At 33.5% G+C, this 21627-nt stretch carries 19 protein-coding genes, 1 riboswitch and 1 other annotated feature; of the genes, 18 read left to right on the top strand and 1 reads right to left on the bottom strand.

Annotated elements, in window-relative coordinates; translation table 11 throughout:
* The first annotated feature begins 86 nt into the window (after positions 1-86).
* The 14 genes from Q5I67_RS08890 (at position 87) to Q5I67_RS08825 (ending at position 15143) form a co-directional block, all read left to right on the top strand.
* The gene (locus tag Q5I67_RS08890; protein ID WP_296899232.1) at positions 87-353 is read left to right on the top strand and encodes an HPr family phosphocarrier protein; all 267 of its coding nucleotides are present in this window, start codon (positions 87-89) and stop codon (positions 351-353) included.
* An 89-nt stretch (positions 354-442) separates the two neighbouring features.
* Positions 443-694: a binding site (T-box leader), on the top strand.
* 90 nt (positions 695-784) lie between these two features.
* Positions 785-3439 carry a valine--tRNA ligase gene (locus tag Q5I67_RS08885; protein WP_296922442.1) on the top strand — a complete coding sequence of 885 codons (2655 nt, stop codon included), beginning with the start codon at positions 785-787 and terminating at the stop codon, positions 3437-3439.
* 31 nt (positions 3440-3470) lie between these two features.
* Positions 3471-4763 carry a folylpolyglutamate synthase/dihydrofolate synthase family protein gene (locus Q5I67_RS08880; protein ID WP_296898531.1) on the top strand — a complete coding sequence of 431 codons (1293 nt, stop codon included), beginning with the start codon at positions 3471-3473 and terminating at the stop codon, positions 4761-4763.
* 56 nt (positions 4764-4819) lie between these two features.
* Entirely contained in the window at positions 4820-6046 is a 1227-nt protein-coding gene (locus tag Q5I67_RS08875) for an O-antigen ligase (RefSeq protein WP_296898529.1), read from the top strand.
* Positions 6047-6081: 35 nt separating this feature from the next.
* A complete protein-coding gene (locus Q5I67_RS08870) occupies positions 6082-6708 on the top strand; it encodes a redox-sensing transcriptional repressor Rex (protein WP_270381728.1) in 627 nt (208 codons plus the stop codon).
* A gap of 256 nt (positions 6709-6964) precedes the next feature.
* Positions 6965-8464 carry an acetyl-CoA hydrolase/transferase family protein gene (locus Q5I67_RS08865; RefSeq protein ID WP_018999828.1) on the top strand — a complete coding sequence of 500 codons (1500 nt, stop codon included), beginning with the start codon at positions 6965-6967 and terminating at the stop codon, positions 8462-8464.
* Positions 8465-8491: 27 nt separating this feature from the next.
* Positions 8492-10144, top strand: a complete 1653-nt coding sequence (locus tag Q5I67_RS08860) for a methylmalonyl-CoA mutase (protein ID WP_018999829.1) — start codon at positions 8492-8494, stop codon at positions 10142-10144.
* A gap of 28 nt (positions 10145-10172) precedes the next feature.
* Complete coding sequence (locus Q5I67_RS08855) at positions 10173-10562, top strand: cobalamin B12-binding domain-containing protein (protein WP_018999830.1); 390 nt, start codon at positions 10173-10175, stop codon at positions 10560-10562.
* 150 nt (positions 10563-10712) lie between these two features.
* Positions 10713-11654: a methylmalonyl Co-A mutase-associated GTPase MeaB gene (gene meaB / locus Q5I67_RS08850; RefSeq protein ID WP_224169157.1), complete on the top strand. Its 942-nt coding sequence runs from the start codon at positions 10713-10715 to the stop codon at positions 11652-11654.
* A 36-nt stretch (positions 11655-11690) separates the two neighbouring features.
* A complete protein-coding gene (gene mce / locus Q5I67_RS08845; RefSeq protein WP_282927332.1) occupies positions 11691-12113 on the top strand; it encodes a methylmalonyl-CoA epimerase in 423 nt (140 codons plus the stop codon).
* Between the two features lie 48 nt (positions 12114-12161).
* Positions 12162-13697, top strand: coding sequence for an acyl-CoA carboxylase subunit beta (locus tag Q5I67_RS08840; protein WP_282927331.1), 1536 nt, complete (start codon positions 12162-12164; stop codon positions 13695-13697).
* 20 nt (positions 13698-13717) lie between these two features.
* The gene (locus Q5I67_RS08835; RefSeq protein WP_282927330.1) at positions 13718-13864 is read left to right on the top strand and encodes a hypothetical protein; all 147 of its coding nucleotides are present in this window, start codon (positions 13718-13720) and stop codon (positions 13862-13864) included.
* A 45-nt stretch (positions 13865-13909) separates the two neighbouring features.
* A complete protein-coding gene (locus Q5I67_RS08830; protein WP_296898782.1) occupies positions 13910-14281 on the top strand; it encodes a biotin/lipoyl-containing protein in 372 nt (123 codons plus the stop codon).
* A gap of 91 nt (positions 14282-14372) precedes the next feature.
* Entirely contained in the window at positions 14373-15143 is a 771-nt protein-coding gene (locus tag Q5I67_RS08825) for a 4Fe-4S binding protein (protein WP_302487077.1), read from the top strand.
* A gap of 168 nt (positions 15144-15311) precedes the next feature.
* Here the strand turns inward: Q5I67_RS08825 and Q5I67_RS08820 are convergent, their stop codons facing one another.
* Entirely contained in the window at positions 15312-15824 is a 513-nt protein-coding gene (locus Q5I67_RS08820) for a folate family ECF transporter S component (RefSeq protein ID WP_296898778.1), read from the bottom strand.
* A 58-nt stretch (positions 15825-15882) separates the two neighbouring features.
* A riboswitch (THF riboswitch) is annotated at positions 15883-15980 on the bottom strand.
* A 171-nt stretch (positions 15981-16151) separates the two neighbouring features.
* On the opposite strand from Q5I67_RS08820, the gene Q5I67_RS08815 reads away from it, so the two are divergent.
* The 4 genes from Q5I67_RS08815 to coaE are packed head-to-tail and all read left to right on the top strand — an operon-like array spanning position 16152 to position 21501.
* Positions 16152-17336, top strand: a complete 1185-nt coding sequence (locus Q5I67_RS08815) for a L,D-transpeptidase (RefSeq protein ID WP_302487076.1) — start codon at positions 16152-16154, stop codon at positions 17334-17336.
* A 17-nt stretch (positions 17337-17353) separates the two neighbouring features.
* A complete protein-coding gene (gene polA / locus Q5I67_RS08810; protein WP_302487075.1) occupies positions 17354-20002 on the top strand; it encodes a DNA polymerase I in 2649 nt (882 codons plus the stop codon).
* Between the two features lie 42 nt (positions 20003-20044).
* Positions 20045-20875: a DNA-formamidopyrimidine glycosylase gene (gene mutM, locus Q5I67_RS08805; RefSeq protein WP_302487112.1), complete on the top strand. Its 831-nt coding sequence runs from the start codon at positions 20045-20047 to the stop codon at positions 20873-20875.
* Positions 20876-20907: 32 nt separating this feature from the next.
* Positions 20908-21501 carry a dephospho-CoA kinase gene (gene coaE, locus Q5I67_RS08800; RefSeq protein ID WP_302487074.1) on the top strand — a complete coding sequence of 198 codons (594 nt, stop codon included), beginning with the start codon at positions 20908-20910 and terminating at the stop codon, positions 21499-21501.
* The last annotated feature ends 126 nt before the right edge of the window (positions 21502-21627 follow it).

Here is a 21627-nt window from a genome sequence, read left to right as displayed (position 1 = left end):
TATAATAAATATAACTGATTAATTGATTAATTTATATTAATACTTAGAATAATGAAAAAATAATTCAAGAGAAAAGGGGAAAACTAATGGAGGCTTTAGTTACGATCATTAATAAAGCTGGAGTTCATGCACGCCCAGCAGCAATGCTTGCACAGATGGGACGACGCTATAATTCTAAAATAACATATACAGCTAAAGGTATTACAGCTGATGGAAAAAATATTATTCCTATAATTAATTTAGGATTATCCTGTGGAACGCAAGTACGCATAACTGCCGAAGGTGATGATGAACAAGAAGCTATTAATGCTTTGAGTGAACTTGTAAATAGTCGTTTTGGTGAACATCAATAATATTATTTATAACACAAATATATTGATAAGTTAAGAGTTGTCTTCGCCCTGAAATTATGCTAATATATCTTATACAATTTAATGTTTTGAGAAAGACAATGAAAAAGAGAGTATAGATATAAATTGAGTTGTCCAGAGAGAAAATTTATAGCTGAAAAATTTTCCAACCTGATATCTAGAAAGTAGCTTTGGAGTCCTCATGCTGAAATAATATTAAGTATGGGCGCAGATACAGCGTTATGTAATGAAGTTCTGTCTAATATATTATTGATTTATAATAATTAAATGATTAGATGGAAAAAATTAGGTGGTACCGCGAAGATATCTCTTTCGTCCTTTTATAAGGAATGAAAGAGATTTTTTTATGTGTATTTTGCCAAACTTTGTTGATTGACTTTAAAATTTTTGTGATTTATTTAGGAGGTATTTTGATGGAAGAAACAAATATTCCAAAGGTGTATGACCCGCAATCTTTTGAAAAAAAATGGTATCAATATTGGGAAGAAAATAAACTATTTCATGCAGAAGTAGATGAAAATAAAAAACCATTTAGCATTGTAATGCCACCACCAAATGTAACAGGTCAACTTCATATGGGACATGCGATGGATAATACTTTACAGGATATCTTAATTCGCTTTAGAAGAATGCAAGGATACAACACTTTATGGATGCCTGGTACTGACCATGCAGGTATAGCAACTCAAGCAAAAGTAGATGCACAACTTCGTGAACAAGGTGTATCTCGTTATGATATTGGTAGAGAAAAATTCTTAGAACATGCTTGGGCATGGAAAGAAAAATATGGTAATCGCATAAAATATCAAATTCGTACACTTGGTTCTTCTTGTGATTGGGATAGAGAACGTTTCACTATGGATGAAGGTTGTTCTCATGCTGTTCGTGAAGTATTTGTACAATTATATAAAAAAGGTTTAATTTATCAAGGAAAACGCATAACTAATTGGTGTCCACACTGTAATACAGCTCTTAGTGATATTGAAGTAGAACATCAGACAGAACCAGGTCATTTATATCACATTAAATATCAAGTTGAAGGTGAAGATAGATTTGTAGAAATCGCTACAACTCGTCCTGAAACTATGTTTGGTGATACTGGTGTAGCAGTTCATCCTGATGATGAACGCTATAGCGATTTAGTAGGCAAAACTTTGATTTTACCAATCGTTGGTCGTCGTATACCACTTTTTGCTGATAGTTATGTAGATCCACAATTTGGTACTGGTGCAGTAAAAGTAACACCAGCTCATGATCCTAATGACTTTGATATGGGTGCTCGCCATAATTTAGAACAGATTGTAGTAATCAACAATGATGGTACAATGGCAGAAAATACTGGTAAATATGCTGGTCTTGATCGTTATGAATGTCGTAAACAATTGATCGAAGATTTAAAACAACAAGGTTATTTGATCAGCATTGAAGATCATGAACATGCAGTAGGCCATTGCTCTCGTTGTTCTACAACTGTAGAACCACTCGTATCTAAACAGTGGTTTGTAAAAATGGAATCTTTGGCAAAACCTGCAGCTGAAGCTGTAAAATCTGGCAAAATTAAATTTGTTCCAGAAAGATTTTCCAAAATTTATTGTAACTGGTTAGATAATATACGTGATTGGTGTATCTCTCGTCAGCTCTGGTGGGGCCATCGCATTCCAGCTTGGTACTGTGATGATTGCGGTGCGACTATCGTAGAAAATGAAGATGTAACAGTTTGTCCTCATTGTGGTAGCAAACATGTTCATCAAGATGAAGATGTACTTGATACATGGTTTAGCTCTGGTCTTTGGCCATTTGAAACTATGGGTTGGCCAGAACAAACAGCAGAATTAAAACAGTTCTATCCAACAAGTGTACTTGTTACAGGATATGATATTATCTTCTTCTGGGTAGCTCGTATGGTAATGATGGGCTTAGAATTTGGCAAAGATATTCCATTTAAGCATGTATTTATTCATGGTCTTGTACGCGATAGCCAAGGTCGTAAGATGAGTAAATCTTTAGGTAATGGTATCGATCCTGTTGAAGTAATTGAAAAATATGGTGCAGATACACTTCGCTTTATGCTCATCACAGGTAATACACCTGGTAATGATATGCGTTTTTATTGGGAACGTGTAGAATCTGCTCGTAATTTTGCTAATAAATTATGGAATGCTTCTCGTTTCATGCTCATGAATCTTGAAGGTTTTGATAAAACTTTCGTTCCAGAAGCTAGCGATTATACTTTAGCAGATAAATGGATTTTAAGCCGTTATGCTAAAACTGCTATCAGCATTACTGAAAACCTAGAAAAATTTGAATTAGGTGAAGCTGGTCGTTCTTTATATGATTTCATTTGGAATGAATTCTGTGATTGGTATATTGAACTTAGCAAAGCTCGTCTTTACGATAAAGAAAATGTTCGCCCACGTAAAGTAGCTCAATATGTTTTAAGCTATGTACTTGAACATACACTTCGCTTATTACATCCATTTATGCCATTTATCACAGAAGAAATTTGGCAGCATATTCCACATGAAGGTAAGAGCATCATGGTAGCTGATTGGCCAATAGGTGAAGAAGCAAAACTTGATGATGCAAGTGAAATGGAAATGACTACTATTATGGAAACAATAAAATCTATCCGTAATATGAGAGCTGAAGTAAATGCAGCACCAAGCAAAAAAACAGAAGTAATTCTTCATTTAAGTGATGAAAGCTTAACTGATGTATTTGCTAAAAATAGTGGATATTTAGAAACACTAGCTTCTGCTAAAAATGTGACTATTTTGGCAAAAGATGATGCAAAACCAGAAAATGCAATGACAGCAGTAGTAAATGGTGTAGAAATTTATTTACCACTTGCTGGTTTAATTGATGTAGAAAAAGAAACAGCTCGTTTAAATAAAGAATTAGCTACATTAGATAAAGAAGTATCTCGCCTTGATAAAAAACTTTCTAACGCAGGCTTTATTGCCAAAGCACCTGCTGATATTGTAGAAAAAGAAAGAGAAAAATTAAAAGGTTACGAAGAAAAACGTGAAGCTGTAAAACAGCGTTTAGCATATTTAGCAACTCTTTAATTTTAGATTTTTTATGAAAGGCGTATATAAAATGAACTATTTAGAATCGCTAGAATATCTAGATGAGCTTAGTACCTTTGGTACTAAGCTCGGTCTAGGTCGCATTAAACAATTAGTAGCTTATTTAGATAATCCACAGACAAGATATAAAACCATACATGTGACAGGGACAAATGGAAAGGGTTCCACTTGTTCTATGCTTTCTAGTATATTGACTACATCTAACATTAAGACAGGGTTATATATTTCACCGCACTTAGTATCATATACAGAACGCATTCAAATTGATGGTAAGCCAATAAGTGAAGAAGATTTTGCTGATTGTATTAGTGCTGTTAAAGTCTTTGTAGATAAAATGGTTGAAGATGGTGAAGAGTCACCAACTCAATTCGAAGTTATTACAGCAGCGGCATTTTTATATTTTGCGATTAATAAAGTAGAATATGCTGTCATTGAAGTTGGATTAGGTGGACTATTAGATTCAACTAATGTAGTAAAACCAGAAATTAGTGTTATCACAAATGTAGCATTTGAACATGCTCATTTATGTGGAGGAACATTAGAAGGTATAGCAAAGCATAAAGCTGGTATCATAAAAGAAGGAGTACCAGTAGTTACAGCGGCAAAAGGTATTGCACTGGATATAATAAATCAAACTGCTGAGGAAAAAAATGCTGATATTTTTATAGCAAGTAATGATTTTTCGGCTATATTTGTGGATTTTGATGGACAGTATCAAGAATTGAAATTTAGCTCTGAATTATTAGGAGTTAATTTTAATTATAAATTAAAATTACTAGGCGATCATCAGATAGAAAATAGCTCTTTAGCTATTATGACAGCTAGCATCTTAGGCAATAATGATGAGCGTATTACTAGAGAAAATATTATTGCTGGTTTGTCGTTAGCAAAATGGCCAGCACGTTTTGAAGTATTTAATTTTGATGGACAAATTTGCATTGTTGATGGTGCACATAATCCAGCTGGTATGATGATACTTCGCCAAAATTTAGATAAATATTATCCAAATGAAAAAAGAGTTATTCTTTTAGGAATATTAAAGGACAAAGACATAGATACAATGCTCACTGATTTACTACGTGATGATGATGAAATTGTTATTACTACACCAAATTCAGAGCGTAAAGCTTCCCCTGAATATATAGCAAGCAAAATAATTAATCATCGAGTAGAAACTTTTAATAATATGAAAGAAGCTTTAACTTTAGCTCGTCAATGGGCAGGTAAAAATAAAGTTTTATGTATAACTGGTTCTTTATATTTGACAGGTGAACTTAGAAATATTCTAGTCAATGAAGGTTAATGAAGATTAAGCTTAGATTATAAATATTTTGGCTTTTTAGAGTAGTAGGTGTATGGGTGAATATATTTAAAAAAAATAGATTAAATAATGATTGTAAACGCTTAATGTTTTATATCGTTATAGCTATGGCAACGATGTTACCTTTTTCATATGTTGTATCTAGTCTATTGTTAGTGGCTGGTTGGGGTGTTTTTGCTTATAAATCATTTAAAGGATTTTTTGAATGGAAACGTACAATACTTGATTTTCCCATCATGATTTTTGCGATTATATCCTTTTTATCAGTATTAGTATCACCAGATCCAGCATTTAGCTTTTATAATTGCTATAATTTAGTCGGTCGATATGTACTTACATATTACTTAGTTGTGCAAAGCATAGATTTTGAGAATATAGGACAATTAAAAATATTTTTAACTTGTATAAGTGCATCATTATTTATTGTTGTTATATATGGTTTTATGCAAGCATTTTTAGGTATAGGGCTGACTTCTGAGCAAATAGTATGGACAGATGGAGCTATGTTCCCTGGATTAAAAACAAGAGTATTTTCTACATGGCAAAATCCTAATTTATTAGGAGGCTATTTTGATTTAATGTTGGGCTTGATGGCTGGAATGTTTTTGATGATAAAACACAAAATGGTTCGCATTGTAATTGCAATTTTATTTTGTTTAACAGCCTTTTGCTTAACCTTAACATATGCTAGAGGTGCTTGTTTAAGTATTGCCGTAGTAATTTTTGTCTATAGTATTTTATATAATCGTAAAGTATTATTGGCTTTGATAGCATTAGCTGTTATTTTATTACTTTCAGATGCAACTTTAGTAGATAGAATGACATCTATTTTTACGAAGATGGATACGTCTTCCGAAATGCGTCTAGCTTTTTGGGAAAGTACGATAGCTATGATTTTAGATCATCCTTTATTAGGTATAGGTTGGGGATCATATTTTATGGTATATCCTAATTATGATTATTATATGCAGGGAAATTTTATAAAGATTGTTCATGCACATAATATGTATTTGAATTTCATGGCAGAAATAGGATTATTTGGCTTTGTAAGTTATATGGTATGTTTCTTTGGTGTAATTTATAAAGCATTTAAAGCACAAGTTATGAAATTGGATTCATTAGTAAAAGCTATGCTTTTAGGCATTGGACTGGGATTATCTGCATTAGCAATAAATGGTCTTACCGATTATGTAATGTTTAATACAGAATTATCCATGCTCGTATGGTTATTTTCAGGAATTGTAGTTTCAATATATAAAAATTAAAAAGATTTTATTCAAGCCCTAAAGGAGTGAATGCAGTGAAAGAACAAACTATTTCTAAGGCAACCATTGACAGATTACCATTATATTATAGAACTTTAAGATTAGCCCAAGATGATGGTATGGATATCATATCATCGGATGAATTAGGACGTCGATTAGAATTGACACCGGAGCAAATTAGAAAAGATTTGGCATTATTTGGCCAATTTGGTAAAAAAGGTGTAGGCTATTATGTCAATGAACTTAAATTTAATGTAGGCAAGATTTTAGGGCTTGATAATCATTGGAACATCGCTATTGTGGGAATTGGTCATTTAGGTGTGGCACTTGCTAATTATCAAAATTTTATTGCACTTGGTTTTAATTTAGTAGCGTTGTTTGATAATGATCCCAATATCATTGGAAAGACGGTAAATCATGTAAAAGTAAAAAGTATTGATGATTTACCAGAATATGCCAAAAAATTAAAAATAGATATTGGGGTAATTGCTGTACCAGCACAATTTGCTCAGCAAGTAGCTGATAGATTGATTAAGGCAAATATTAAAGGTATTTGGAATTTTGCACCTGTAAAAATGAAGGTACCTGAAGATGTAAAAATAGTCAATGAAGATTTATCAGTAGGCCTTAGTAGATTGTCGTATTATATTACAGGAAAATAGCTTTCTTTTCCTATCGTAAAACTTGACGCTTTTCCCTAGTAGTGGTATGCTTTTGTTAGTGATATGCGTTATTATTTTTTTTAAAATGGAGTGTTGTTTTTTTATAATTTTTATTTATATTTTTATGAAAAATTATAAATAAAAAAATTTATTTCATAAATGATACAATAATCTTTGATTATCGTATTAGACAATGATATAATGGAAAACGACATAATAATGCAACAATATAATTTGGTAAGGAGGAGAATTTTTAATGATTGACATTTTAGATCGTGTGCGTAATAAATCCTTGCATGCGAAAATTGTCAGTGCACAGGAAGCTGCTGAGTTAATTAAACCAGGCATGAATGTGGGAACTAGTGGATTTACACCATCTGGTTATCCTAAAGCTGTGTCTTTGGCTCTTGCTGAACGCATGAAAGAACACCCATTTAAAATTAATTTATATACAGGTGCTTCTGTAGGACCAGAACTTGATGGTGCACTTTGTGAAGTTAAGGGTATTGACAAACGTATGCCATACCAAACTAACAAATTATTAAGAAATTTAATAAACTCTGGTGAAGTTTCTTATAGTGATTTACATCTTAGTGAATCAGCTCAATTATTACGTTATGGTTTCTATGGCAAATTAGATGTTGCTATCGTAGAAGCTTGTGCTATTACTGAAGAAGGTAATATTATCCCAACAACATCTATGGGTAATACTGCTTCTTATGTTCAACAAGCAGATATGGTTATAGTTGAAGTAAATACTAGTCAGCCATTAGAACTTGAAGGTATGCATGACGTTTATGTACCACTTGATCCACCACATCGTCTTCCAATTCCTATTGTTAAGGCTAACGACCGTATTGGTACACCTTACATACCTTGCACTCCAGATAAAATTAAATGCATTGTTCCTTGTGATATTACAGATAAAACTCGTCCATTTGGCGAAATTAGTGAAGCAGATCACAAAATGTCTGAATATATCATTGAACTTCTTCAAAATGAAGTTAAAAAAGGTCATATGCCTAAAAATCTCTTACCTTTACAATCTGGTGTAGGTAATGTAGCAAATGCAGTAATCAGCGGTTTCGTTGATTCTGATTTGAAAGACTTGTCTGTATATACAGAAGTTATCCAAGATGGTATGTTTGACTTAATCGATGCTGGTAAATTAAACTTCGCATCTGGTACAGCATTATCTCCATCCCCAGACGGATTAAAACGTTTCTATGAAAATATCAAAGAATATAGAAAACATCTTTTACTTCGTCCACAGGAAATCTCCAATAGCCCAGAAGTTGTAAGAAGAATTGGTGTTATTGCTATGAATACAGCTATTGAATGCGATATTTATGGTAATGTAAACTCCACTCACATTATGGGTACAAAAATGATGAATGGTATTGGTGGTTCTGGTGACTTCGCTAGAAACGCTTACCTTACTTGCTTCTTTACAGCATCTACTGCTAAAAACGGTCTTATCTCTTCTATCGTTCCTATGTGCTCTCATGTTGACCATACAGAACATGATGTAGATATCATCGTTACAGAACAAGGCTTAGCTGACTTAAGAGGTCTTGCTCCACGCGAAAGAGCTCGTGAAGTTATTAACAAATGTGCTCATCCAGATTATAAACCTATGTTAATGGATTATTTGGAAAGAGCAGAAGCTGCAACAAAACATGCACAAACTCCACATATTATTAAAGAAGCTTTGTCCTGGCATGAAAAATTCATGGAAACAGGTTCAATGAAATAATAACCTTTTTAGGAGGAATTTTTAATTATGAGCAATGAAAATGAAAAAATCCAAGCTGAATTAGCTGAGTATAATGCTGATGTTGAAAAAGCAATAGCAAAATTCCCAGAACGTCCACATCTTCCAGAACAACGTTTATATACTCCACTTGATATTGAAGGAACTGATTATGCTGATGAAATCAGCTTCCCAGGTGTATATCCTTACACTCGTGGTGTTCAACCTACTATGTATCGTGGTCGTTTCTGGACAATGCGTATGTATGCTGGTTTCTCCACTGCTGAAGAATCCAACAAACGTTATCGTTATTTAATCGAATCCGGTGCTACTGGACTTTCTTGTGCATTTGACCTTCCAACTCAGATCGGTTATGACTCCACTGATGACATCTCTGAAGGTGAAGTTGGTAAAGTTGGTGTTGCTATTGACTCCTTAGCAGATATGGAAATTCTTTTCGATCAAATCGATCTTGGTAAAGTTTCCACTTCTATGACAATCAACGCTCCAGCATCTGTACTTTTAGCTATGTACATTGCAGTTGCTGAAAAACAAGGTGTACCTGCAGATCAATTAAAAGGTACAATCCAGAACGATATTCTTAAAGAATATGCTGCTCGTGGAACATATATCTTCCCACCACGTCCATCTATGCGTCTTATCACTAATATCTTTGAATATTGCTCTAAATATGTACCAAAATGGAATACAATCTCCATTTCTGGTTACCATATTCGTGAAGCTGGTTCTACTGCTGCTCAGGAAATCGCATTTACTATTGCTGATGGTATTGCTTATGTTGAAGCAGCAATCAAAGCTGGTCTTGACGTTGATGCTTTCGCTGGTCGTCTTTCCTTCTTCTGGAATGCTCATAACAACGTACTTGAAGAAGTTGCTAAATTCCGTGCTTCCCGTCGTATCTGGGCTAAAGTTATGAAAGAAAGATTCCATGCTAAAAAAGACAAATCCATGAAACTTCGTTTCCATACTCAGACTGCTGGTTCTATGCTTACAGCTCAACAGCCTAACAACAACATCATTCGTGTTGCTTTACAGACTGCAGCTGCTGTTATGGGTGGTACTCAGTCCCTTCATACTAACTCCCGTGATGAAGCTCTTGCTCTTCCAACTCAGGAATCTGTTACAATTGCTCTTCGTACACAACAAATCGTTGCTTACGAAAGTGGTTTAGCTGATGTTATTGATCCACTTGCTGGTTCTTACTATGTTGAAGCTATGACTAACAGAATCGAAAAAGAAGCTTGGGATTACATCAAAAAAATCGACGAAATTGGCGGTGCTGTATCTGCAATTGAAAAAGGTTATATCCAGAAAGAAATTCAGGATAGTGCTTACAAATGGCAGATGGATGTTGAATCCGGTGCTAGAACAATTGTCGGCGTAAACAAATTCCAGATGGAAGAAAAACCAGTTGAAGGTCTTCTTAAAGTTGATGCTTCCGTTGGTGAAAAACAAAAAGCTAAAGTTGAAGCTATGAAAGCTAAACGTGACAACGCTGCTGTAGAAGCTGCTCTTGCTGACTTAGAAGCTGCTTGTAAAGATGAAAACGAAAATCTTATGCCTCATATCCTCGCTGCCGTTAAAACATATGCAACTCTCGGAGAAATCTGTGGCGTAATGCGTAAAGTATTCGGCGAATATGAAGCACATGTAAATCTTTAATAAGTGAAGATATTTGGAGGTAAATATAATGATTAGAGTATTAGTAGCAAAACCAGGTTTAGATGGTCATGACCGCGGAGCAAAAGTTGTAGCACGTGCTCTTCGCGATGCAGGCTTTGAAGTAATTTATACAGGTCTTCGTCAGACTCCTGAACAGATTGCAGAAGCAGCTTTACAGGAAGACGTTGATGTTGTTGCTATGAGTATCCTTTCTGGTGCTCATCCACATCTTTTCCCTAAAGTTGTAAATCTCGTTAGAGAAAAAGGAATGAAAGATGTATTAATCATCGGTGGTGGTGTTATTCCAGAAGGCGATATCCCAGCTCTTAAAGAAGCAGGTATTGCAGAAGTATTTACTCCTGGTACACCAACAACAGACGTTATTGACTTTATTAAAGCTAACGTAAAAAAAGATTAATTTAAACATTTGATTTTGTTAAATTAAATAATATGAAGAAAATCATCTTGTCTTTCTTAGTCTCTATAAGGAGACAAGATGATTTTTAGTATAATTGTGTGGCTTCTGTGCTAGTAAGGGACAGGAGCTGACATCAAAGGTGGTGCTTATATGGATATAGCTCAAGAATTGTTAAACGGAAATCGTTTAGCTCTCACTCGTGCGATTACAGCAATTGAAAATGAAACAGATGCTGCAGTAGAAATCATGAAAAAACTGTATCCACATACTGGGCATGCCTTTGTCCTTGGTATTACTGGCCCACCAGGTGCAGGTAAATCCACTCTTACCGATAGACTCGCAAGAGCTTATCGTAATCAGGGAAAAACAGTTGGTATTATAGCTATTGACCCAACTAGTCCATTCACAGGCGGAGCTATTTTAGGTGACCGTATAAGAATGAACAGCTTAACCCTCGATGAAGGTGTCTTTATCCGTAGTATGGGGACAAGAGGTAGCTTAGGCGGCTTATCTCATAAAACAGCTGATGCAATAAAAGCTATGGATGCCTTTGGCAAAGATGTGATTATTGTTGAAACTGTAGGGGTAGGACAATCTGAGGTTGATATCGTTAAAGCGGCTGATACCACTATGGTTGTAATGGTACCAGGCCTTGGAGATGATATCCAAGCTATAAAAGCAGGAATATTGGAAATTGGTGATATCTTCACTATCAATAAAGCAGATCTTGATGGTGCAGATAAATTATATACAGAGCTTAATATGATGCTAGACCTTGATGGAGAAACACCTGATTGGCGTCCTCCAGTTAAAAAGGTTATGGCTAGTAGAGGCGAAGGTATTAATGAATTAATAGATACAATTACTGAACATCAAAAATATTTAGTGGAAAGTGGAACATTAGCTATTAGACGTCACAAACGTGCTAAAAATGAGTTATTAGACCGCTTAAGTGCATCTATTGGTTCTTATATAACTGAACATATTGTAAAAACTGGCGAATTAGATACTTATGTAAAAGCTATCGAAAATCGTCAAAACGATCCATATACAGTAGTTAATACTATTATGGACAATATGTTAAAAAAATAATTTAGATATAATATTTATATCAGGAGGGTTTTATCAATGAAAATCAACAGAGTTGACCATATCGGTATTGCTGTACCAAATCTTCAAGAAGCAAAAAAATTCTATGAAGAAGTTTTAGGTATTAAAATTACTAAAGAAGATGAAGTTATTGAAGATCAAAAAGTAAAAGTAAGCTTCGTTCCATGTGGTGAAGTTGAACTTGAACTTTTAGAATCTACAACTGAAGATGGCCCAATTGCAAAATATCTTGCAAAAAATGGTGGCCGTTCTGGTATTCAGCATGTTGCATTAAACGTTGATAACATTGAAGAAGCTATCGCTGAAATGAAAGAAAAAGGCGTTCGTATGATTGACGAAGCACCTCGTTACGGTGCTGGCAATTCTAGCATTGCGTTCGTTCATCCAAAAGCTAGCGGTATCTTAGTTGAACTTGCTCAGCGTTTAGATGAAACAAAATAATCTATATTAAATTTAAATAGATATAGATTTTATTAAGGAGGTATAACTTTGGCTACAGTTCAAGAACGAATTGACCTCATGAATGCCAAAAAGGAACATATTTTACAAGCAGGCGGACCTAAACGTGTTGCAAAACAACATGCTAAAGGCAAAATGACTGCTCGTGAACGTATTGAAAAACTTTTTGATGAAGGTACATTTGTAGAATTAGATCAGTTTGTAAAACATCGTTGCACTAACTTCGGTCAGGAAAAGAAAGATTTACCTGCTGAAGGTGTAATCACAGGTTATGGTACAGTTGACGGACGTTTAGTATATGCTTACGCTCAGGACTTCACTGTTGAAGGTGGTTCCCTTGGTGAAATGCATGCTAAAAAAATCTGGAAAGTACAGGAAATGTCCTTGAAAATGGGTGCTCCTTGCGTTGGTATCAATGATTCCGGCGGGGCTCGTATTCAAGAAGCAGTTGATGCACTTTCTGGTTACGGCGGAATTTTCCAGAGAAATACTGATGCTTCCGGTGTAGTTCCTCAGATTTCTGTAATCATGGGACCATGTGCAGGTGGTGCTGTATATTCTCCAGCTCTTACTGACTTTATCTACATGGTAAAAAATACTAGCCAGATGTTTATCACTGGTCCTGCTGTTATCAAATCTGTTACTGCTGAAGAAGTAACAGCTGAACAGCTCGGTGGTGCTATGACTCATAACACTACTTCTGGTGTTGCTCATTTTGCTGCTGAAAATGAAGAAGATTGTATCGAACAAATTCGTTACTTATTAAGTTTCTTACCAAGCAACAATATGGATGATGCTCCAGAAAGACCTACAAATGATGATCCATCCCGTATGGATGAAGAATTAAACACTGTAATTCCAGATAACTCTAACATGCCATATGACATGAAAGATGTTATTCGTTCTATCGTTGATGATGGTGAATTCTATGAAGTTCATCAGCATTATGCAACTAATATTATTACTTGCTTTGCTCATTTCGATGGACGTTCTGTTGGTATCATTGCAAACCAACCAGCTGTAATGGCAGGTTGTCTTGATATCAATGCTTCTGATAAATCTGCACGTTTCATTCGTTTCTGTGACGCATTTAATATTCCAATCGTTAACCTTGTTGACGTTCCTGGCTTCTTACCAGGTACTGACCAGGAATACGGCGGTATCATTCGTCATGGTGCAAAAATGCTTTATGCTTATTGTGAAGCAACTGTACCTAAAGTTACAGTTATCACTCGTAAAGCATATGGTGGTTCTTACCTCGCTATGTGCTCTCGTGAACTCGGTGCTGACCAAGTTATGGCTTGGCCTACATCTGAAATCGCAGTTATGGGTCCTGCTGGTGCGGCAAATATTATTTTCCGTAAAGATGATCCAGAAACTAAAAAAGCTCATACAGATGAATATATCGCTGAATTTGCTACACCATATAAAGCAGCAGAACGTGGATATGTTGATATGGTAATTGAACCAAAAGAAACTCGTCCTCGTATTATCACTGCTTTGAACATGCTTGCTAGCAAACGTGAAGTACGTCCTGCGAAAAAACATGGTAATGTTCCATTATAATAGGAGGAGAGAATTTTAAGATGGCAAATAATAATGCTCCTATCAGCGAAGAAGTAGTAGCTGCTATTACTGCTGCTGTAGAAATGATGGTTGGTCATAAAGTTATGGCTGTTCGTATTAAACGTAGCGATGCATGGGTTATGGCTGGCAGACGCGATGCTGTTTAATACACCATCAATTATATAAAAAGAAAATTCTTGGAGGAATATGACGTGAAAAAATTTAATATCACTGTAAATGGTAACGCTTATGAAGTTGAAATTGAAGAAGTAAAAGCTGCTGCAGCTCCTGCACCTAAAGCAGCTCCAGCACCTGCTGCTGCACCTGCACCTAAAGCTGCTCCAGCTGCTGCTGCACCTGCTGCTGCTGGTGACAACACTGTTTCCGCTCCAATGCCTGGTAAAATTGTTAAATTAGTAGCTTCTGTAGGTCAAGCAGTTAATGCTGGCGATGTTCTTTTAATTCTTGAAGCTATGAAAATGCAGAACGAAATTACAGCTCCAGTTGCTGGTACAGTTAAATCTTTCGCAGTTAATGCTGGCGATAGCGTAAAACCTGGTCAAGCTATGGTTGTTATCGGTTAATTTTAATCGATAGATTAAAAAAGGGCCCATTAGTTAATCTAATGGGTTCTTTTTATATTTATATATAATATTTATACATGGAGAGATTATTATGGATATTGATAAAGTGTATAATATATTTTTTAGTCCAACTGATTCAACAAAGTTCGTATTGCAATTTTTAAGTGAGCAGATAAGCCCTAAATATACGAATATAAATTTAACTTCAAGAAGTATGAAAACAGATGATTTTATTTTAAACAAAAGTGATTTAGTATTTTTAGGAGTTCCTTCTTATGCAGGTAGAGTACCAACTACATTTAAAGAACGTTTTAGCAAAATCAACGGCAATAATGCCTTAGCAGTTATTGTAGTAACTTTTGGTAATAGAGCACAAGAGGATACTTTAATAGAGCTTTTTGATTTAGCAAAGGCTCAAGGGTTTAGAATTTTGGCAGGTTCAGCAATCGTTACAGAACATTCTATAATTCATGATTTTGGCAAAGGTAGACCAGATAAAAAAGATAAATCAGAATTAATTACTTTTGTGCAAAAAATAAAAAATAAACTTCAAGATGATGTTTTATTAGTAGATGAAATACCAGGAAATAGACCTTATAAAGAAGTAAAAGCAGTTCCAATGGCTCCAGATTTTGTAAAGGAAAATTGTGTGGCTTGTGGTAGATGTGCTAGTGAATGTCCTACAGGTGCTATTGATGATAAGACTTATAAATGTAATAGTGAAAAATGTATTTCTTGTTTGCGTTGTGTAAAAGTTTGCCCTATAAATTGTCGTTTTGTAGATAATAAAATATTAGAAAAATTGCGAGTGCATTTGACTCCTTTATGCAGCGAACGTAAAAATAATCAATTTTATCTATAAAAAAAATACTCTAGAGTTTATATAAGCTCTAGAGTATTTCACTTTTTAAAATTGATTTGTATCGGTAAAGACATCGTCCCAAAAAGTATAAAGAAAAACAACGATGATCAGAAATAATAAAAATAAATCTCCCATAATAATATTCTCCAATATGAATTTTAATTAAATTTAATTATTATATTTGAGGATAAAAGAACGCAATGGTTTATAGATATTAAATAGAATAACAGCTTTTATCGGTAAAAGTATGATGGATTTAACAGCACGCATGATGAAAAATGAAGTAGCGGCATCTTTATACATTATAGTAAGCCATAAGTTATTGAGAACGCAATCGACGAATATAAAAATCGTTAAATTCATAAGCAATAATTTTTTTAATGTAATAGTTTTTTTATAAAGAAACTTACTATAAATAAAGCTAGCAGTAATAGTGCTTAGTGTAAATCCGGGGAAATATAAACCAGGCATAAATAGATTACTGCCAATAATATCAGCTAAAGCTGCCATAATAACTGTTTTTGTGGTGCCGAAACGTATAGCATATAAACAAATAGGGATAAAAGCAAAATCTACACGTATAAATGTAGTTTGAATGGCAAAAACATATGTAAATAAAATGGTTAAAGCCATAAAAATTCCACCGTAAACGATGGATGATAATGATGAATTATTGTGCATGAAATTATACTACCTCCTTAAAATTGCGTTGCCACATCGGAGGATCATTCCTTCATGTAGCAGCGGGATGCGATATTTGTATCGCAAGCAAAACTTTTCGTCCAAATAGCAACTCCCCGTCTATTTGACACTTAACGCACAAATATCTACTCTGCTTATTAGCACTATCAATTATAAAACGATAAAGAATTGTTGTCTATATGAAATCTAGTGCGGTTTATTTATGGAAAATATTATTTTTAGTTAGCTAATAGATACTATGAATAAAATGTGATATTATGTAGATAAAATATATAAATTTTTAGAGCAAAGGAATAGTGATTTATAATGAAAAAAATTATTGTATTTTTGCTTTTAGGAGCAATGTTAATCTTCAATGCAATAGCATATGCTCAAGCTGAAAATACAGCAGAAAATAGTATCGGTGGTGCAGATAAAGCGACCGATATACAAGTAAATAATAATATAAAACGTTGGGTTTTAATTAATATACCAGCACATTCATTGCGTTTATATGATAATGATAAGTGTATTGAAATGTATCCTGTAGGTGTAGGTAAAATAGAAACAAAGACACCAGTTGGTTTTTATAAAGTTATGGAAAAAATTGTAAATCCTACATGGACAGATCCTGCTGATGTGAGTCTTGTCATACCTTCTGGTGAAGATAATCCACTTGGTTATCGTTGGATTGGTATTGGTGGCAATTATGGTATACATGGAACAAATAAACCATCTTCTGTAGGTCATTATGTATCCAATGGTTGCGTGCGTATGGTTGAGGCTGATGTGGAAAAAGTATTTGATAAAGTTGATGTAGGTACAGAAGTTCAAATCATTTATAATCGTCTTGTTATTGATAAAACTTTTGATGGTAGAGTAGCATATTATATTTATCCAGATGGATATAATATGCAAAATTTAACTGTAGATTTTGTAAAACAAGGTTTAAAAGGTTATGGTATAGCTGATTTTATAACTGATGAAGCTGTGGAAAAATCTATAGAATTATCTAATGGTCAACCAAATTATGTAGCTGGACCTGTAAATATTATATTTAACGGAAATAAACTTCCATATAAAGCAGTTAATTATAAGAATTTAATTTATGTTCCAGTTAAAGCTTTAGCTACTACATTAAATACTCCAATAACTATGGATAATAATTTAGTAAAAACACAAAAAGGTGAAGCTGATATAAGTCTTTATAGTAATGTGGCTTATATGCGTTTGACTGATATAGCTAATATTTTTGATTATGATTATAGTTTAAATAAAAATTTAACAGAAATGACTTTGAAAAAAATAAACGAATCTAGTGCTATTACAACAGAAAATACTAACACACAAGTTAAAGAAATCGTTGTACCTAAAAAACAGACAGATGAAAAAATTAATTTAGATGGAACTGTAATTGAAGATACTAAACAAAATATAAATACAGTAAAACAAGATAATACAAAGGAAAAAGTTGATACAAAAAACAGTAATAGTGATGTGAAATCTAAATAATAGTAATGGAGGTCATTGTGGAACGAGAAAAAGATCAACAAAAAAGATTTATTGTCATAGATGGCAGTAGTTTAATGTATAGAGCATTTTTTGCTTTACCACTACTTACGTCTTCAAGTGGTATATATACAAATGCTATCATGGGTTTTGCTAATATGTTAGGAAAAATCCTGACGGAATATAAGCCAGATAATATTGTTGTGGCTTTTGATAAGAGCCGTCAAACTTTTCGCACACAAATGTATGCAGAGTATAAGGGACAAAGAGAAAAAACTCCAGATGAATTAAAATCACAAATACCATTACTACGTGAATTTTTGGAAGCTTTGGGTATTGCTTTTATTGAAAAAGATAATTATGAAGCAGATGATATCATCGGTACTTTGGCAACAAAAGCGGCTAGTCAAGATTATGAAGCATTGATTGTAACAGGTGATAAAGATGCTTTGCAATTAATTCGCCCTAATTTAAAAGTTATGCTCACTAAACGCGGTATTATGGATATGCAGATTTTTGATGAAGAAGCTTTTAAAGAAAAATATGCAGGTCTTGAACCGATAAAGTTAATTGATATAAAAGCGTTAATGGGTGATAGCTCGGATAATATTCCAGGTGTACCAGGAATTGGCGAGAAAACAGCTTTGAAATTGTTATCACAATATCAAGATTTAGAAAATCTCTTGAATAATATTGATAATGTTTCAGGTAAAAAATTAAAAGAAAAATTACAGGAAAATCAAGAATTAGCGAGATTATCTTATAAATTGGCTACTATATGCTGTGAAGTAGATGTGGATTTTAAACCACAAGAGTTTGAATTGACACCTAATTTACAGAAATTAAAAGATTTTTGTCAAAAATATGAGTTGAAAACAGTTTTGACTCGCATGAAAAAAGTCTTAGCCGATAAATTAGAAGTTGTAAGTCAAAATGATAGTGCTGAATTAGCTTTGAATTTTGAAGCTACTATGCCAGTTTATGAGGAGTTTACGCAAGATAAAATTGATGTTTTAATATCAAAGATAAAAGCTGAAAAATCTGTTTCCTTTATGGTTTTATTCGAAGGAAAAGTGCCGGATATATCTATTAATATGATGGCTATTTGTTGCAAAGATAGCTTGGGTATCATAAGAGCAAAAGAAGATATAGATAAACTCAGTGAAGTATTGCAAGATGAAACAATCACTAAATTTGTTTATGATGTAAAAATGCTTTATCATTTGAATTTAGATTTAAAAGGTAAGATTTATGATACTTTGCTTATGGCATATCTTTTAGAACCTGCTAAACGAAGCTATGAAATGAATGTATTGTGGCAAATGGCAGATATTGAAGAAGAAATTCCATGGGAAAATCTCAATGAAGAAGAAAAATTAATTTGCGGTGCAAGACATTTAGCTGATTTGAGTAATGTTTTGGCGGATAAATTAGCTGATGAAAAAATGGTAAATCTTTATGAACAGATAGAATTACCACTTGCTAAAATGCTTTGTGATATGGAAACTGTAGGTATTTATATCAATGAACAAAAACTCGATGATATGAATGAACAGATGTATAAACAAATCACAGCTTTAGAGCAAGATATTTATGAATTGGCTGGAGAAATATTTAATATTAATTCACCAAAACAATTAGGCGATATTTTATTTAATAAATTAGGCTTGCCGGCTTTGAAAAAGACAAAGACAGGATATTCTACAAATGCGGAAGTGCTAGAAAATTTAATATATGCTCATCCTATTATCGCTAAGATTTTAGATTATCGCATGTTAAATAAATTAAAAACTACGTATTTAGATGGTTTGAAAGCGTTAATCAATCCGCATACGAAGAGAATTCATACAAGTTTCAATCAGACTGTAACAGAAACAGGAAGACTCAGCAGTTCTGAGCCGAATTTGCAAAATATTCCTGTACGCACAGCGGAAGGTAAAAAAATTCGCAGTTTATTTGAGCCAGGCGAAGGTTATGATTATATTTTATCTGCCGATTATTCTCAGATTGAACTTAGAATAATGGCTCATATGTCAGAAGATAAACATTTTATAGAGGCTTTTTGTCATAATCAAGATATTCATACAGCGACAGCAGCTCAAGTATTTAAAGTGCCTATAGATGAAGTTACTTCAGAACTTAGAGGTAAGGCAAAGGCTGTAAATTTTGGTATTATCTATGGTATAAGTGCTTTTGGTTTGGCAAAAAATCTGCATATTTCACCAAAAGAAGCTGGGGAATATATAGATAATTATTTACAAGAATGTAGTGGCGTAAAGAATTTTATGCATGAAATTGTAGAAAAAGCACATCAAGATGGCTTTGTTACGACTTTATTTGGTCGTCGCCGTTATTTGCCAGCGATTAAGAGCAGTAATTTTAATCAGCGTGCATTAGCAGAACGCATGGCTATGAATACACCAATTCAAGGAACAGCGGCTGATATCATAAAAATTGCGATGAACAGAGCTAGTGAAGCGATAAAAGAAGCTAATTTGAAAAGTAGAATTTTATTGCAAGTACACGATGAATTAGTGTTAGAAGTTGTAAAAGAAGAAATAGAAAAAGTATCAGAAATTTTGATAACAGCTATGCAAAATACAGCTAGTTTAAAAGTGCCACTTATCATTGATATTAATTATGGTAAAAACTGGGCAGAAGCAAAATAAAAAGTAAATTAATTATAAAAAGGTGGTGGTTTTGTGCCTGAAATGCCAGAAGTAGAAAATATTGTCGTAGGGATTAAAGATTTTATCGAAAATAAAAAAATCGTAGATGTAGAAATCATAAAAGGTGATGTAATAAAATCTCCTAGCAGTGATGAATACAAAAAGCTTTTGCAAGATAAAATTATCAAATCTTTAAAACGCAGAGGGAAATATATCATTATGTCCTTAGATGATGGCAGATTAAATATCATTCATTTGCGAATGACAGGAAAGCTATTATATAAACAGGAAAATGAGGATATAGATAAATATAGTTGTGTAATATATCATTTAGAAGATAAAACTAAATTGATATATGCAGATATTCGCAGATTAGGAACTTTGGATTTAATAACTACAGATGAAATTTCTCGCTTAAAAGGGCTATATACTTTAGGTGCAGAACCATTATCTTCAGATTTTACTATAGAGTATTTAAGAGATTGTCTAGATAAAAGTAAAACAAAAATAAAGCCATTTTTATTAAATCAAAAAAATGTGGCAGGTTTGGGCAATATATATGTAGATGAAGCATTAGCCATCAGTAAAATTCATCCAGAATGTAAAGCAAATTCTTTAAGTGATGAAGAAATAGAAAGACTTCATCAAGCAATTAATTTGGTTATAAATGAAGGTATAAGAGATGGCGGCACAAGTTTTCGCGATTATCGCAATGGTTTAGGCGAAAAAGGAAGTCATCAAGATAAATTATATGTATATAATCGCAAAGGCAAAGAATGTAGATTTTGCCATAATTTAATAACTAAAATCGTATTAAATGGCAGAGGTACTTATTTTTGCCCTAATTGTCAAAAATTAAATGATGATAGATAAATCTAAAATAAAAGCTAGAAAGGAGGATTTTTATGAAAATCATAGGTCTTACTGGTGGTATAGCTTGTGGAAAAAGTACAGTTAGTGCTTATTTAAAACAAAAAGGAGCATTCATCATTGATGGTGATGCTATAGCTAGACAATTATCTGAACCTAAAAAATCAATTTGGCAAGCGTATGTAAATCATTTTGGCAGTAAGATATTAAATACAGATAATAGCTTAAATCGCAGACTTATTGGGCAGATTGTATTTTCTGATGAAAAGGAAAAATCATGGATGAATACAACGATGCACCCATTGATTAAAGCTGAAATAATAAAACAAATAGATGAATGTAGACAAAATGGTATAGAAGTAGTAATCTTAGATATACCTCTTTTATATGAAGCTAATTGGGATAAATTTGCCGATGAAGTTTGGGTTGTAAAAATCAGCAGACAGTTGCAAATAGAGCGTATTCAAAATCGTGATGGTTTAACTAAAGAAGAAGCAATAAATAGAATAGATGCACAGATGTCTTTAGAGGAAAAAGCAAAACGTGCAGATGTGGTAATTGATAGTAGTAATGCTCCAGAAGTTACGTTACAATTAGTAGAAAAAATATGGAATGAGAGATTATTATAAAGGGTTGATAATTCATGTCTAGTTTGATTATTGTGAACCGCACACTTGTGATTTTAATCATGAGTTAGGCGAATAAAATAGTCAGCGTATATAGAAATATGTACGTAGAGATAGACAAAGAGCTAT

Origin of the sequence: uncultured Megamonas sp. (assembly GCF_958438645.1) — a bacterium.
Classification (GTDB): Bacteria; Bacillota; Negativicutes; order Selenomonadales; family Selenomonadaceae; genus Megamonas.
The sequence above is the reverse complement of the archived record's forward strand: the minus strand, read 5'-3'. Positions and strand labels throughout refer to the sequence as shown.